This window comes from Comamonas squillarum (assembly GCF_025309455.1).
In the GTDB taxonomy this organism is placed as follows: Bacteria; Pseudomonadota; Gammaproteobacteria; order Burkholderiales; family Burkholderiaceae_C; genus Comamonas; species Comamonas squillarum.
Window position 1 is genome coordinate 961,902 of the sequence record NZ_CP104377.1, and the last position, 14,885, is coordinate 976,786.

Here is a 14,885-nt window from a genome sequence, read left to right on the forward strand (position 1 = left end):
TACATATGGTGTCTATGGGCTTGAGTGTACGCTACCTGTAGCGTTCTTGGCAGCAGAAAATCAGGCTCGATTTCTGCTAGGCACTGGCGGACTGGGCGAAGAATGCTGCAAAATCAACGCGCAGAGCGCCGGTAAATATATGTATCCGGGCGGGCACATTCCCGGTGATGAAGAGGGGCATCATCCCCCGATGTTGATGGCGATCACCATCTGGTTGATCGCCTGGGCCATCAAGCCATAGACCAAGCTGAATGGCAGGCGGTACCTTGCCCTTTTGCAGCACCGCCCAAACGAAAAACCTGCTGCACTTGCGTGCAACAGGTTTCGATAAGGATGGTCGGAGCGGTGGGATTCGAACTCACGACCCTCTGCTCCCAAAGCAGATGCGCTACCAGGCTGCGCTACGCTCCGACTAAGCCGCTATTGTATATCGAGCTGGAGCCACTTCCGGCAAAAAATGATTACTTTGACAACTTTTCATCTGCTGGGGCGGTTGGCGAGACAGCCGCCCTGCCCGCTGCGCAGCAAAACCGAGAGGGCCGCGCCACCCGCCGTGCATGAAGCAGCATGTGAAAGATGCTTGCCGGCGCGCCATCAGGATAAACCGCGCCATATCGCGAATTGCCAAGAATTGCCAAAACAAAAAACCTGCTGCATTTGCATGCAACAGGTTTTTAAATGGAATGGTCGGAGCGGCGGGATTCGAACTCGCGACCCTCTGCTCCCAAAGCAGATGCGCTACCAGGCTGCGCTACGCTCCGACTAAGCCGTTATTGTAACCAGGGTTTGGCAGCTGCATTTCGTATTTGACGATTTTTTTACAGCGGCCACCACCGATGCGGTTAACGTTGTTGGGTCGGTGCCGGGCCACGGCCAGGCAGGTGACGGAAAGTGATGCGGCCCTTGCTCAGATCGTAGGGCGACATCTCCAGCGACACCTTGTCACCGGCCAGAATGCGAATGTGGTGCTTGCGCATTTTGCCGCCTGTGTAAGCGATCAGCTCGTGGCCGTTGTCCAGCTTCACGCGAAAGCGCGAATCGGGCAGCACTTCGGTCACGGAGCCTTGCATCTCAATCAGTTCTTCTTTAGCCATATAAGTCGACGAATCCTTGTCTAGTGGTGCATGTGCGAAACCGGTTCGCCATGCTGTTCTCAGTGCCACCAACAAGCGGTGGCTCTCTCCATGGTTCGGGAGGGCCTTGCCAACTCTCGCCACCCAAGGGGCAAGGGCCTTCAAGGCAACCAAGTGGAAATCTGCCAGCCCGACAACGGGGCGCAACAGCCAGCATCCCACACAATATTGACGGCGCAGCTGCCAGGGCAGCCAACGCCTCCAAGCTATAAAAGCTTGCAAAGCTCTCTATTGTACTATGTTGCTGCCAATTCCGCTGTGGCTTGTCTCGTATAAACGCCGCCGGTGATCCGCAGGCCCGCATGGCTGTGCTGGCAGCAGCAGCGCCGGCGCATCGGCTAGCATGGCGCATGCATGCGCGGCTGGCTCCAGGCCGTGCAACCCGATGGCTCCCGCCCCTTCACCAACGAACACCATGAATGCTGCATCCCCCCGCTACTGGCTGATGAAAAACGAGCCGGACGACTATGCGATCGACCATGCGCTCAGCGCCCCCGATGCCACCATTGCCTGGGATGGGGTGCGCAATTACCAGGCGCGCAACTTCATGCGCGATGACATGCAGGTGGGTGACGGTGTGCTGTACTGGCATTCGAGCTGCGCCGAGCCCGGTATTTACGGCATTGCCCGCATTGCAGGCCAGCTGCGGCCCGATACCAGCCAGTTTGACCCGCAGTCCAAATACTATGACCCCAAGTCCAAGCCGGAGGCCCCGCGCTGGTTGATGCTCGATGTGCAGGCGCTGCGCAAGATCAGGCCGATCACGGTAGCTGCACTGCGCCAGTACCCAGAGCTGCAAGAGATGCGCGTGCTGCAAAAAGGCAATCGCCTGTCGATCACGCCGGTGGACGAGGCGCATTGGCGCTTTATCATGGACCTGGTCAAGGCCCAGGGCTAATGCGCGCGAGGCGCGCTGCCAGCCCCCGTTGGCGGCAAGCGCTGCTGCATAATACAAAACCCGTGAGCTGCCCATGCAATAAGCACCGGCAGCTATTTTTTTGATACTACCTTTGCGCCCAGGAATCCCCATGGCTTTTGCTGACAACCTCCAGTCCCTGCCCTCCATCGACCATATCGCCGAGCTGCAACTGATCGCTGCCGATGGCCAGGTGGCGGCCACCATTCCCAATGCACCGGGCAAAGCCGGTTCGGTCAAGGTCTACAACGCGCTGGCGGCCAAGCATGGCGGCATCAATGTGGCAGCGGCCGAAGAAGGCCTCACGATCTTTGCCGAGCACACGGATGACGCCAAGGCCCGCCCCGGCGCGCATCCCAATATTGATCGCCTGATGGAGGTGATCGCCTCCGGCAAGGGCTATACCGTCAAGATCGTCTCGGCCTGAGGCACCTGGGCCGCTTGCAGCGCCGGCGCAGCTGCTGGCTGGCCGGCATAGGCGGCCACAAAGCGCTGCAGCATCTGCTGGGGCACGGGCGTGTCGCTCAGCTGCGCGAGCATCGCCGCCGGGTCAAAACCTTCAGCTTGCAGCACCTGCGCGCGCAGCTCGATGCAGGCGGCAGCCACAGCCGGGCTGAACTCCGGATGGAACTGGGTGGACACCGCATGGGGCCCATAGCGCACGACCTGGTGCGGATCATGGGCCGAGCGGGCCAGCACCCGGGCGCCGGGCGGCAGCTCCAGCACCGTCTGCATATGGGTCAGGTTGGCTTTGAAGTGCCGGCCTGAGCCAGCGAGCAAGGCCTCGTGCTCTGCGCCTGGCAGCAGCGCAATATCCAGGCACCCCATCTCGCGCCCCTGGGGGTGGTAGTCCACCCGGCCGCCCAGCGCATGGGCCATCAGCTGGTGGCCGTAGCAAATGCCAAAGAGCGGCATGTCCCGCGCCATCGCCTCCCGTATCCATTGGGCGGTCGCCTCGCTCCAGGGCAGCAGGTCCGTCACCATGGCCCAGGAGCCGGTGATGATCGCAGCGCTGTGTGCATCATGCGGCGGCAAGGGTTCGCCCTCGAACACCCGCACCACCTGGAAGGCAGGCCCAGCGGCGAGGACGGCGGAGAACCACAGCGGCAGATCGCCGACCTGGGCACGGATGTCGTCGGGCGGTGTGCCGACCTGGATAAGCAGCAGAGTTTTTTCAGACACGGGTGAAGGCAAAAAGAAGGGCTGGCCCATGCACTGTAATGCAGGCCAGCCCCGGATGGCCTTCAACCCGGTGGATTTAATTGCCGGTTTTGCCTCAGTACCGGAAGCGCAAGGTCGACTGGCGCACCACCTCAGGCAGCTGCTGGGCATGGGCATAGGCTTCGCGCAGGCGGCTCGCGTCGTTGACGCCTTCGTTGACGGTCTTGCGCAACTGCTGCAAGGCCTCCTTGCTGTTCTCCGGCACATAGGACTGGATGCGCTGCAATGTCAGCAAGATATGCTCGCGCAGCCCAAAGGACTCGCTGGTTGCCGGGTCCACATAGGCGCCTTCAAGGCCAAAACGGCAGGCCTGGAAGCGGTTGTAGGTGTAGACCAGGTAGTCATCCTCGCTAGGCTCGAACGGCTCCTCGGCCAGGAACCAGGCGCCCAGCGCCTGCACATAGGCAGCAAGCGCCACGGCGCGCTCGATGGACAGCGGCGTGTCAAACACCCGCACCTCCACCGTGCCGAACTCCGGCTTGGGCCGAATATCCCAATAGAAGTCCTTCATGCTGTGGATCACACCGGTGGCGGTCATCTTGTCGTAGTAGCGCTCAAAGTCCTCCCAGTGCAGCGCAAACGGCGCCCGGCCCGAGAGCGGAAACGCAAACACCGAGTTGAGCCGCGCCGAATCAAAGGCCGTATCCTGCCCCTGCACAAAGGGGCTGGAGGCCGACAGCGCAATAAAGTGCGGGATATAGCGCGAGAGGCGGTGCAGCATCATCAGCGCCGCATCGGCGCCCGGGCAGCCCACATGCACATGCTGGCCAAAGATGGTGAACTGCTTGGTGAGGTAGCCGTAGAGCGCGGTGATCTCCTTGAAGCGCGGCTTGTTGTAGATGCGCTGCTGGTGCCACTGCTGGAACGGGTGCGTGCCGCCGCCGGCCAGCGCAATATTGAGTTTGTCTGCCGCCTTGACCAGCGCATCGCGCGTGACGCTCAGCTGCTGGTAGGCGTCCTGGGCGTCGGTGCAGATGCCGGTCGATATCTCGATCATGCTCGTGGTCACCTCGGGCACGATGGAGCCGGGCACCTGCGCGTTTTTCAGCAAGGCCAGCATATCGGGCGCATAAGGTGTCAGGTCATAGTGGTTGGTGTTGACCAGCTGCAGCTCCAGCTCGACGCCGAGCGTCAAGGCCTCGGACTGGTGGAAGGCTTCAAGCGTCATGGCGTTTCTCCTTGCTGGTGAGGGCAGACAGGCCGATGCCGCGGTGCGCCTCGCCACTGCGCCACAAAGCGAGCGAGGCCAGCAGCACGCCAATCACCTCGCACAGCACAATCATCGGCAGCGCGATGGACGACACGCTCACTGCCACTTCCGGGTTGATCGCAGCCCATTGCGCCACCTGGCCGGAAGCCAGCAGCAAGGCCAGGCCCGAGCTGGGCGACTGTGCGCAGGCCACCGGCCACTGGCGCAACCAGCCAATGCCGGTGCCCGCGCCCAAGAGCAGCACGCCGCCCATCTTGCCCAGCAGCCGCGCCAGGCTGACGGCAGCGACCAGGCTGATCAGCGCCGCGCTGGGTGCAATCTGGCCGGCCATGCTGGCCACCAGCACAAACATCAGCAAATTGAGCATGGTGTTGCCGGCCATAAAGGCCGAGGGCCAGACCATGGGCTTGGGGCTCAGGTTGCGCAGCATGACACCGGCCAGCACAAAGCCCAGCGCCGCCGAGCCGCCAAGACGCTCCGCGAGCAAACTGGCAGCGACCAGCACCGCGAGCATGTAGAGCGCCGTGGAATCACTGCGCGACGATCGCCAGCGCAGCACCGGCCATAGCGCGGCGGTGGTCAGCAGCGCCCACAGCAGGGTCAAACCCAGGCTCCACAGCAAGTGGCCCATGCCAGCTGCCGTCAGCACGAGGCCCGATTGCGCATCCGTGCCCGCGACGGGCGACCAGGCCACGGTGACCACCAGGCCCAGCACCAGCGCATATATGCAGCCCAAGGTGGCCATCAGCAAGCTGCGGTCGGTCACGGCGCCACTGGAGCGCAGGTCGGCCGAGATGCGCAGCAGCACCGAGGGCGAGGCCACCATGGCCACCACCCCTACCCCTAGCGACACCGCCCAACCCATGCCCAGCAATTGCAAAGTGGCCGTGACCAGCACCAGAGCGGCCATCGATTCGACCAGGCTTTGCAACAGCAAAAATGGCTGTCGCATCAGCCATTTCAGGGAGATTTGCGAGGCCGCAATCAGCATGCTGGTGCCCACTGCCGTGTGCAGCAGCACCTGGGTGTTGCCCTGCAGCGGCCAGGGCAGATCGCCAAAGCCCAGCCAGCCAGCGAGCAGGCCCACCACTGTATAGCCCAGCATGCGCGGAAAACCGGTGAGTCGGAAAACCGCGTGCCCGGCAAGTGCCGCAGCTGCAACCAGCACGCACCAACTCATCAAGGGGCCCACACTGTGTTCAAGCCAGCCGCCGATCTGCGGCAGCGGCATGGAAGATGCTGCTTGGGGTGGCATATCTGCACCCTCCTCCAAAAAGTGTGTCCTGCATGCATGGCCGCAGGGCACAGAGCTGTAGATCGCCTGGCAGTGCCGCTGTCTGACGTGGCCAGCTTCAAAAGCCAGACCGTGGCAGGCACTGCGAGGCAGGGGATGCACCAGCGTGGTGCCCAGGCACCTTGTTGCACTTATGCATCAGATCGTTAACCAATCTCAACAACTTTACTGGATGATCTGCCGATTGCCACCACAGCATGCCGGCGCTGGGCACAAAAAGCCTTCAGTCCTACAATGCAGGCCGCATGAGCCGCTCTTTTTACCAGGCAGGTGTGCCGAGCACCCAGCCCTGCATTGGCGCCCAAGCGTGCTATTTGGAACGTAGCATGCGGTGGGTACAAAAGATGCCAGCATCCCATCGGTAAGCTGCACTGGCAAGCCCGGTGCCCGCACCTGCCCCAGCACCGCCAGGCAGTGCGCGCCAATATCCGACTGCGCAGTGATGCCACCCCGCCGCCCGCCCCAACCAGTTGCAGCCGTAACCGTATGATCGCGGCTCTGATGCGGCCAGCCACAAGCTCCCAGCGCCTGCCCGCTACCCACCGGTAGCGCCGCGTTCACCGCCCTTTTGCTGCCCCGGTCCGCTATCCCTGGTCGGGCACCTTGCCCGGCGGACGAGCGTGACAGCGCAGCCGCGACCACGCATCAGCCACTCCCTGCTTTTTGGCCCCTGTGCATCCGGATTTGTCCCTCCGCACAACCTGGGGCCCGTTTTTGGTCTGGATATATCCGTGCTTGCCTTGTTGACCCGTCTTTTCCCCGTCTGGGCGGCTGTGATGGCGCTGATCGCCTACAGCGCGCCCTCGGCCTTCCTGGGCTTCAAGCCCCATATTGCCCAGCTGCTGATGCTGATCATGTTTGCGATGGGCGTGACCCTGCGCGTGGCCGATTTCAGCCGCGTGCTGCAGCGCCCGGCCCCGATTGCGGCGGGTCTGTTCCTGCACTACCTCATCATGCCGCTAGCGGCCTGGCTGATTGCCAAGGCGCTGAACATGCCGCCCGAGCTGACCGCAGGCATGGTGCTGGTGGGCAGCGTGGCCAGTGGCACCTCTTCGAATGTGATGATTTTTCTATCCAAAGGCGATGTGGCGCTGTCAGTGACGATCAGTGCGCTGTCGACCCTGGTGGGGATTGTGGCCACGCCGCTGCTCGCGCGCCTGTATATCTCGGCCTCGATCGACGTGCCGGTCAGCGCGCTTTTGATGGAAATTGCGCAGATCGTGCTGCTGCCCATTGGCCTGGGCCTGCTGCTGAACCATTTCTGGCATGCGCAGATCAAGCGCGTAGAGCGCCTGCTGCCGCTCGTATCGATGGTGGCGATCTTGTTGGTGCTCTCCACCGTGGTGGCCTTGAGCCGTGACCGCATTGCTACCGTCGGCGGCGTCGTGCTGGCGGGCGTCATTGCGCACAACCTGATCGGCTACCTGGGTGGCTACTGGGGCGGTCGCCTGCTGGGCTTTGACAAATCGGTCTGCCGTACCCTGGCCATTGAGGTGGGCATGCAGAACTCGGGCCTGGCAGCCAGCCTGGGCGCCAAGTTCTTCAGCCCCATGGCCGCGCTGCCGGGCGCCATTTTCTCGGTCTGGCACAACATCTCTGGCTCGCTGCTGGCCGGTTACTGGTCCAGCCGCCCCACGGGCACGGCCAATGACCATGTGCGCCGCGAAGACGTTTCGCTGCACTGATCTTGCAGATCCGCAGGGCTGATCAGGCGCGCTGCGCTGCTGGTTGCGCCGCCAGCATCAGCCCGGTGCGGCTGCGTGCGCCTGCGACCAGGCCGCTGATCAGCTGCGTCTCGGGCAGGTTCTTCCAGTAGCGGCGCGGCATTTCGCGCAGCATGGCCTGCTCCTTGAGCCGCGCCGGGTTGAAGGTCGATTGGTAATAGGCCAACCACAGCGCCTCGCCCGCATCGGGGCCCGGTGCCTGGGCTTGCGTGGCGCCAGGCCCCCATTGCAGGCATTCCTGGTCCCAGAGCACGCTGCAGCCTGGCGTCAGAATCGCCCAGCGCATATTGCTAAAGCGCTCCCTAAAAAAGCCCGAGGCCGCGCGCACGATGTGGTGCTCGGGCTCGAACCAGGCCACATGCAACGGTGCGCCCTTCTCGTCCTGCGCGGGCCGAAAGCGCACAAAGGCATGCATCTTGTGGATCTCTCGCCCCACCGCACGGGCCAGGCGTTCGATCTCGCGCCAATCGGCATCGAGCGCATCGCCTGCCAGGCTGGGCATGCACTGCAGCCGCCACAACCAGCGGTAGCACAGCATAAAGCGGCCCGGGTTGCGGTGGCAGCAGGCATGGCGCAGCACAGCCAGCTGGGGTTTGCGGATATGCACCGGCTGGCCGGGTGCAATGGTCAAACGGTCCAACGCATCGGGGGTAATAACGCGGGCCGGCGCATCGGCAACCCAAGCACCGGCAGCCGCAGCATGGGCTGCCCCAGCGTCGGCTGCCCCAGCATCCGCAAACAAATCACCATCCTCGGCCTGGGTGGACAGTTCATCCGTCCAGCGCCAATGCACCACCTCGGGCGCTGCGCCCAGGGCCAGCAATACCCGCGCCGCTTGGCGAAAGCCGGCAAAGTCGTCCGGTGCTTCCAACATTACGGTCAAGCTGTCGTTCTCTGCCTGCATGCCGGGCCTCCTCAAAACAGCGCCATCTGCGCGGCAGCCGCCAACTGCATACCGCTGTGCCGGCGCTGCACCGCGCCCTGCCCCATCTGGGCCAGCAGCTGTTGGCGCAAGCTGGGACTGTCGAGCATGGCCAGCGGCGGGTGGTAGTCATCCAACTCGACAAAAGGCAGCACCTTGCTGGTGGCAACGCGCAGCTGCTGCAGATCGGCCAGCCGCAGCCGGCGCACCCGGCGGGCAGCGAGCAGGCGCTCGACACTGCCTACGCCCAAGCCCGGCACCCGCAGCAGCCATGCCTTGGCCGCACGGTTCAGGTCCACCGGGAAATGCTGGCGCTGCGACAGCGCCCAGGCGAGCTTGGGGTCCAGCTCCAGATCGAGCATGCCGCCGGCGGCTGGCGCAGTGATCTCGGCAGGGCTGAAACCGTAGAAGCGCATCAGCCAATCGGCCTGGTAGAGCCGGTGCTCGCGGATCAGCGGCGGCGCCTGCAGCGGCAGATCGGACGATGCATCGGGGATGGGGCTGAAGGCCGAGTAGTAGACGCGGCGCAGGCGCTGGCCGGTGTAGAGCGCGCTGCTGGTGCGCAAGATGGTGGCGTCATTGGCACTGTCGGCGCCCACTATCATCTGTGTGCTTTGGCCAGCGGGCGCATAGCTGGGCGCTGCGGCCCGGGCTGCCTGGCGCTGGCGGGGCAGCGATACCAGCTTGCTGCCCTGCTGGTCTTGCGTCTGCTGCCGGGCCAGCTCGATATGTTCGGCCACCTGGTGCATGGCCGCGGCAATACCTACGGCATCCTTCTCGGGCGCCAACTGCTGCAGGCCCTGCTGGGTGGGCAGCTCGATATTGATGCTGAGCCGGTCGGCATAGCGGCCTGCCATGGCGAGCAACTCAGGGGCAGCATCCGGAATCGTCTTCAGGTGGATATAGCCGCGAAAATCATGGTCCTCGCGCAGGCTGCGCGCCACCTCCACCAATTGCTCCATCGTGTAGTCCGACGACTGGATGATGCCGCTGGACAAAAACAGGCCCTCTATGCAGTTACGGCGGTAAAAGTCCAAGGTCAGGCCCACCACCTCTGCCGCGCTAAAGCGGGCACGCTGCACATTGGAGCTTTTGCGGTTGATGCAGTAGCGGCAGTCGTAGATGCAGAAATTGGTCAGCAGAATCTTGAGCAGTGACACGCAGCGGCCATCGGGCGTATAGCTGTGGCAGATGCCCATGCCCTCGGTCGAGCCCATCCCCTTGCCGCCCAGGGAGTTGCGGGGCTTGCTGCCGCTCGACGCGCAGCTGGCATCGTATTTGGCGGCATCGGCCAGGATCTGGAGTTTGGTGAGGGTTTGCATAAATACTGTGTATATGTACAGTATTCTAGCAAAATCTCCTCGCGTTCACCAAGATGGGAGTGATCCTCCTTGGGAGCGCGCCCCTCCGGGACGCATGGCGGCGCTATTCAGACCGGAGTAGTTTTCTGCAAATACTGTATATAAATACAGCTTTCAGGAAAACTGCCCCCAGACAGCCATCACAGCCCCATCAAGCCTGCGGCCCCAGCTTGGCCAGAACGGCCTTTTCCTTGACGGTGGACTCGGCGGCAAACTTTTTGTAGTCGGCGCTGTTCATGTAGATGGGCAGCATCTCAAAGCGCTGCAGCATGGCCTGGTAGCTTTCCATCTCCATCGCTTCCTTGAAGGCCTTGTGCAAGGCCGCTTGCACATCGGCGGGCATGCCCTTGGGGCCCACCAGGCCAAAGGGCGAGTACTGCGTGGTCGGCAGGCCCAGCTCGATCAAGGTGGGGGTGTTGGGCAAGGTCGGCAGGCGCTTTTCGGTCCAGACGTTCAAGGCGACCATGCGGCCCTGGTCCACATAGGGGATCACGGCGCTGGTGTCGGCCGCGACCATCACCTCACCCGCCATCGTGGCACGCATCAGCTCCGACGAGCCCTTGTACGGTACATGCACGACATCCAGGCCCAGCTGCTGCGCAATGATGGCCGAGGTGACATGGGGCGAGGTGTAGGTGCCGGTATTGCCCAGCGTGAGCTTGCCAGGATTGGCCTTGGCCCAGGCCACCACGTCCTGCCAGCTCTTGAGCCCGGACTGGGTGCTGGCCACCATGCAGAACGCATAGCCGGTGACATTGATGATGTAGCTCAGGTCCTCCACCGGGTTCCATTTGAGGCCGGTGGTAAAGGGCAGGCGCATCACGCTCATCGGCAACTGGGCGATGGTGTAGCCGTCCGCTGCGGTGTTCTGCAACTGGGTAGCGGGCAGAGATCCTGCCGCACCCGGGCGGTTTTCCACGACAATCGGCTGGCCCAGCACCTTGGCGGCGTTCTCAGCGAGCTGGCGCATCGTCAGATCCGTGGGGCCGCCGGCCGGAAAAGCCACCACCAGCTTGATCGCCCGGGTGGGAAAGGTCTTGCTGGCATGGGCCAGCGATGCGCCCGCCCCCATCCATGCACCAGCTGCCGTGGCAGCCCCCGCTTGCAGCATGCTTCTGCGCGTCAACACCATCTCTTTGTCTCCATTTCAGTCTATAGGCGACAAAGAGTGTAGAAAAGCGCTCCCAGGCACGGGGACGCATGGGTGACATGGTCGGCAGCCCGTAAGGATTCTGACTGCGAACCGGCCTGCACTGGCCGGCGAGGCCGATGGCGACGCCCTACTCTACGGTCGCGCCCGACTGCTTGACCGCTTTGCCCCATTCGGCAATTTCGCTGGCGACAAAGCGGTCCATCTCCGGGCCACTGGTCGGCGCGGGCTCGGAGCCCCGGTCGCGAATGAACTTCTGCATCTCGGGGCTGTTGAGGATGGCCACCGTCTCTTGGTTCAGCTTGTCGACGATGGCTTTGGGCGTGTCCTTGGGGGCCATCAGGCCCAGCCAACCGACCGCCTCAAAGCCCTTGAACTCCGGCAGGCCGGATTCAGCAATCGTTGGTACCTGGGGCAACTGGCTGGAGCGTGTGGCTGACGTCACCCCCAGCGGCACGGCCTTGCCAGCCTGGATATTGGCCAGCGCGGCTGTGACTGAGTCGACCATCAACGGCACCTGGTTGCCCAGAAAATCCGCCTGGGCCGGGCCGCTGCCCTTGTAGGGAATATGTTCGATCTGCAGCGAAGCACGAGCCTTGACCATCTCCGCGCTCAAGTGCTGGGTGCCGCCAATACCGGCGCTGGCATAGCTCAGCTTGCCCGGCTCGGCCCGCGCCCTGGCCACCAGGTCGTTCATGCTCTTGATGCCGCTGGCCGGGTTGGCCAGAAAGACAAGCGGCACCTTGGCGATCAAGCTGATGCCGACCAGGTCCACTCGGGGGTCAAAGTTCACCTTTTTGTAGAGCGTCTGGTTGACTGCCATTGCACTGCCCGCGACCAACAAGGTATAGCCGTCGGCGGCGCTGCGGACGACCTGCTCGGAGCCAATATTGCTGCCCGCGCCGGCCTTGTTCTCTACCACCAGCGGCTGGCCCAGCTTTTGGCCCAGTTTCTCGGCGAGCGCGCGGGCAAAGATATCGGTGGCCTGACCCGGTGGGAACGGAACGATCAGTTTGATGGGCTTGTCCGGGTAGGCAGCGGCTGCTGGCATGGCAGCGGCGGCCAAGCTGGCGGCAATGGCCAATGCGGCGGTAGTGGCAAACGCATGGGGGGTCATGGGGTGGGTCTCCTCAAGAGCAGCAGGCGCTGTGGCAGAAAGTGCCGATGCGCTGCGCAGGCTTTTTCTAGCCGGGAATCTTCGCCCATCCTGACTCGCCTTGGCCGCCTCGCCTGTCACCAAGACAACTGCGAGTGGGTGGCGCCTCGCATGTACGCATCGATCAGTTCTGATCGATACGGCACGCAGGCCGCTATCATCGGCGCTCTTATTGTTCACAGCGTATGCCATGTTTTTTGGAATCAGCCACCTTGTCCTTCCCTGCAGCGATCTGGAAAAGGCCACGCATCTCTGGCGCGATGTGATCGGCTTTGCCGCTGCGCGCAGCGGCGAGGGCTATGTCGATATCGACACCGGCAGCGCTCTGCTGCGGCTGCTGCAGGTGCCCAAGGTGGAGTCGCAGACGAGCCTGCGCCTGCAGGTGGCCGATGTGGCCCAGGCCTACCAAAGCCTGCTGGCGGCAGGCAGCACCTCACGCTATGCGCCGATGCGCACCCCTGAACTCGAAGAAATGGCCTGCGTGAGCGATGCCGATGGCCATGCCATCGTGCTGTGGCGCGCCTTGACAGAAGACGAATGGGGCTTTGTGCCCGAGCTGCCCAAGCAAGGCGAATGGACCGCCGATGCCGAGGACCTGCTCCAGCGCCTGCTCGCCCATGTACCGGCGTTCTTTCGCATGCTGGCCCGGCGCAAGACCACGCGCATCATCGAACAGCTGGCCCAGGAGGCGCGCAGCCCTGTCACCCGCGAGTGGGTCATCAAAGGCTATATCACCGCATCGGCCAAGGTCACGCGCTTTCGCCTGGTGGAGCCGCTGCGCGCCGAAGGCATCAACCCGGATGAGTACCGGGCGGAGTTTGACTATGAGTAAACCCATGCCGTGGTCTGCACGGCATTGAACACTGGGCGCACAGGCAAAAAAAGACAGCCCGTAGGCTGTCTTTTGCGGATTAGATCAAGACCGGCTGGTCTTACTTGCGCGCTGGCGGCACATCGGTGCAGGTGCCATGGGCCACTTCGGCCGCCATCCCAATGCTCTCGCCCAAGGTCGGGTGCGGGTGGATGGTCTTGCCGATGTCCACAGTGTCTGCACCCATCTCGATGGCCAGTGCTATCTCGCCGATCATGTCGCCGGCGTGCGTGCCAACCATGCCGCCGCCCAGGATCTTGCCGTGACCATGGGCTTCGGGCGAGTCGTCGAACAGCAGCTTGGTAAAGCCTTCGTCGCGGCCATTGGCAATGGCGCGGCCCGAGGCAGCCCAGGGGAACAGGCCCTTCTTGACCTTGATGCCTTGGGCCTTGGCCTGGTCTTCGGTCAGACCCACCCATGCCACTTCAGGATCGGTATAGGCCACCGATGGAATCACGCGGGCATTGAAAGCGGCAGCGGCCAGCTCCTTGTTGCCTTGCAGCTCACCGGCGATGACTTCGGCGGCCACATGCGCTTCGTGCACAGCCTTGTGTGCCAGCATTGGCTGGCCCACGATGTCGCCGATCGCGAAGATGTTGGGCACATTGGTGCGCATCTGGATGTCGACATTGATAAAGCCACGGTCCGTCACGGACACGCCTGCAGCCTCTGCGCCGATCTTCTTGCCATTGGGCGTGCGGCCCACGGCTTGCAGCACCAGGTCGTACACCTGGGGTTCGGGCACGGTGACGCCCTCCTTGGCTGGCTCGAACGAGACCTTGATGCCTTCGGGCGTTGCTTCGGCGGCCACGGTCTTGGTGTTGACCATGATGTTGTCAAAGCGCGGCGCGTTCATCTTCTGCCAGACCTTGACCAGATCGCGGTCAGCGCCTTGCATCAGGCCATCCATCATCTCGACCACATCCAGGCGTGCGCCCAGCGTGCTGTAGACGGTGCCCATTTCCAGGCCGATGATGCCGCCGCCCAGGATCAGCATGCGCTTGGGCACGGCCTTCAGGTCCAGCGCACCCGTGGAATCGACCACGCGCTCGTCCTTGGGCATGAAGGGCAGATGCACGGCTTGCGAGCCTGCAGCAATGATGGCCTTCTTGAACTGCACGACCTTCTTGGCGCCGGTCTGCTCCTGGCCATCGCCCGAGGTTTCCTGCACTTCGATGTGGTTGGCGCTGACGAAATTGCCATAGCCGCGCACGATCGTGACCTTGCGCATCTTGGCCATTTGGCCCAGACCGCCGGTCAGCTTGCCGATGACCTTATCCTTGTGGGCGCGCAGCTGGTCGATATTGACCTCGGGCGCGGCGAACTTGATACCGGCCACGTCCAGGTGCTTGACCTCGTCCATCACGGCAGCCACATGCAGCAAAGCCTTTGAGGGGATGCAACCCACGTTCAGGCAGACACCGCCCAGCGTCTTGTAGCGCTCGACCAGCACCACCTTGAGGCCCAGGTCAGCGGCGCGGAAGGCGGCCGAGTAGCCGCCTGGCCCGCCACCGAGCACGACCACGTCACAGTCTTCATCGACCTGGCCGCTGTAGTTGCTGGCCACCGGGGACAGCGCTGCAGCTGGTGCGGACTGCGCTGCGGGAGCAGGCGCCGCTGCTGCAGGGGCCGGAGCGGGCGACGAGGCTGCAGGTGCAGCAGCAGGTGCGGGGGCAGCAGCTGCGCCTTCTGCGGCTTCCAGCGATAGGATCACTGAGCCTTCAGCGACCTTGTCACCGATCTTGATCTTGAGCTCCTTGACCACGCCGGCATGGCTCGACGGGATCTCCATCGAGGCCTTGTCCGACTCGACGGTGATCAGCGACTGGTCCTTGGCGACGGTGTCGCCAGGCTGCACCAGCAGCTCGATCACGCCCACTTCAGCGAAATCACCAATGTCGGGGACTTTGATATCTACGATTGCCAT

General features: G+C 63.2%; 14 protein-coding genes and 2 tRNA genes. 5 read left to right on the forward strand and 11 right to left on the reverse strand.

All coding sequences use genetic code 11. The annotated features are described in order from the left end of the window. Window positions 1–46 precede the first annotated feature (46 nt). Window positions 47–241 (forward strand): hypothetical protein, encoded by a 195-nt coding sequence (locus N4T19_RS04510; RefSeq protein ID WP_133248128.1) that lies wholly within the window; start codon window positions 47–49, stop codon window positions 239–241. Window positions 242–334: 93 nt separating this feature from the next. Here N4T19_RS04510 and N4T19_RS04515 read toward each other — a convergent pair. The 3 genes from N4T19_RS04515 to infA all read right to left on the reverse strand — a co-directional run bounded on the left by N4T19_RS04515 (window position 335) and on the right by infA (window position 1,094). Next, window positions 335–411, reverse strand: a tRNA-Pro gene (locus N4T19_RS04515). Window positions 412–684: 273 nt separating this feature from the next. Then, a tRNA-Pro gene (locus N4T19_RS04520) sits at window positions 685–761 on the reverse strand. Between the two features lie 81 nt (window positions 762–842). After that, a complete protein-coding gene (infA, locus tag N4T19_RS04525; protein WP_021028051.1) occupies window positions 843–1,094 on the reverse strand; it encodes a translation initiation factor IF-1 in 252 nt (83 codons plus the stop codon). Window positions 1,095–1,518: 424 nt separating this feature from the next. On the opposite strand from infA, the gene N4T19_RS04530 reads away from it, so the two are divergent. Continuing rightward, window positions 1,519–2,031: an EVE domain-containing protein gene (locus N4T19_RS04530; RefSeq protein ID WP_409935155.1), complete on the forward strand. Its 513-nt coding sequence runs from the start codon at window positions 1,519–1,521 to the stop codon at window positions 2,029–2,031. A 130-nt stretch (window positions 2,032–2,161) separates the two neighbouring features. Continuing rightward, window positions 2,162–2,476, forward strand: coding sequence for a DUF2322 family protein (locus N4T19_RS04535; RefSeq protein WP_116925682.1), 315 nt, complete (start codon window positions 2,162–2,164; stop codon window positions 2,474–2,476). Here N4T19_RS04535 and N4T19_RS04540 read toward each other — a convergent pair. The 3 genes from N4T19_RS04540 to N4T19_RS04550 all read right to left on the reverse strand — a co-directional run bounded on the left by N4T19_RS04540 (window position 2,449) and on the right by N4T19_RS04550 (window position 5,711). Beyond that, window positions 2,449–3,231, reverse strand: a complete 783-nt coding sequence (locus tag N4T19_RS04540; RefSeq protein WP_243419307.1) for a glutamine amidotransferase — start codon at window positions 3,229–3,231, stop codon at window positions 2,449–2,451. The two genes, N4T19_RS04535 and N4T19_RS04540, sit on opposite strands and share 28 nt — an antisense overlap. 94 nt (window positions 3,232–3,325) lie before the next feature. Then, on the reverse strand, window positions 3,326–4,438 hold the full coding sequence (locus N4T19_RS04545) for a YbdK family carboxylate-amine ligase (protein ID WP_116925684.1): 1,113 nt from the start codon (window positions 4,436–4,438) through the stop codon (window positions 3,326–3,328). Then, a complete protein-coding gene (locus N4T19_RS04550) occupies window positions 4,428–5,711 on the reverse strand; it encodes a cation:proton antiporter (RefSeq protein WP_116925685.1) in 1,284 nt (427 codons plus the stop codon). The genes N4T19_RS04545 and N4T19_RS04550 overlap by 11 nt, the downstream gene beginning before the upstream one ends. 794 nt (window positions 5,712–6,505) lie before the next feature. Between N4T19_RS04550 and panS the strand changes: the two genes are divergently transcribed. After that, window positions 6,506–7,459: a ketopantoate/pantoate/pantothenate transporter PanS gene (panS, locus tag N4T19_RS04555; protein WP_116925686.1), complete on the forward strand. Its 954-nt coding sequence runs from the start codon at window positions 6,506–6,508 to the stop codon at window positions 7,457–7,459. A gap of 22 nt (window positions 7,460–7,481) precedes the next feature. Here the strand turns inward: panS and N4T19_RS04560 are convergent, their stop codons facing one another. From N4T19_RS04560 to N4T19_RS04575, 4 genes are all read right to left on the reverse strand, one after another. Continuing rightward, on the reverse strand, window positions 7,482–8,402 hold the full coding sequence (locus tag N4T19_RS04560; RefSeq protein ID WP_260719573.1) for a TIGR03915 family putative DNA repair protein: 921 nt from the start codon (window positions 8,400–8,402) through the stop codon (window positions 7,482–7,484). A gap of 11 nt (window positions 8,403–8,413) precedes the next feature. Continuing rightward, window positions 8,414–9,742 carry a putative DNA modification/repair radical SAM protein gene (locus tag N4T19_RS04565; RefSeq protein ID WP_260719574.1) on the reverse strand — a complete coding sequence of 443 codons (1,329 nt, stop codon included), beginning with the start codon at window positions 9,740–9,742 and terminating at the stop codon, window positions 8,414–8,416. Between the two features lie 190 nt (window positions 9,743–9,932). Continuing rightward, a complete protein-coding gene (locus tag N4T19_RS04570) occupies window positions 9,933–10,913 on the reverse strand; it encodes a tripartite tricarboxylate transporter substrate binding protein (RefSeq protein ID WP_313900082.1) in 981 nt (326 codons plus the stop codon). 148 nt (window positions 10,914–11,061) lie between these two features. Beyond that, complete coding sequence (locus N4T19_RS04575) at window positions 11,062–11,982, reverse strand: tripartite tricarboxylate transporter substrate binding protein (RefSeq protein WP_243419313.1); 921 nt, start codon at window positions 11,980–11,982, stop codon at window positions 11,062–11,064. 295 nt (window positions 11,983–12,277) lie between these two features. Between N4T19_RS04575 and N4T19_RS04580 the strand changes: the two genes are divergently transcribed. Beyond that, window positions 12,278–12,919: a VOC family protein gene (locus N4T19_RS04580; RefSeq protein WP_182341396.1), complete on the forward strand. Its 642-nt coding sequence runs from the start codon at window positions 12,278–12,280 to the stop codon at window positions 12,917–12,919. A 100-nt stretch (window positions 12,920–13,019) separates the two neighbouring features. Here the strand turns inward: N4T19_RS04580 and lpdA are convergent, their stop codons facing one another. Next, window positions 13,020–14,885 carry a dihydrolipoyl dehydrogenase gene (gene lpdA / locus N4T19_RS04585; RefSeq protein WP_260719575.1) on the reverse strand — a complete coding sequence of 622 codons (1,866 nt, stop codon included), beginning with the start codon at window positions 14,883–14,885 and terminating at the stop codon, window positions 13,020–13,022.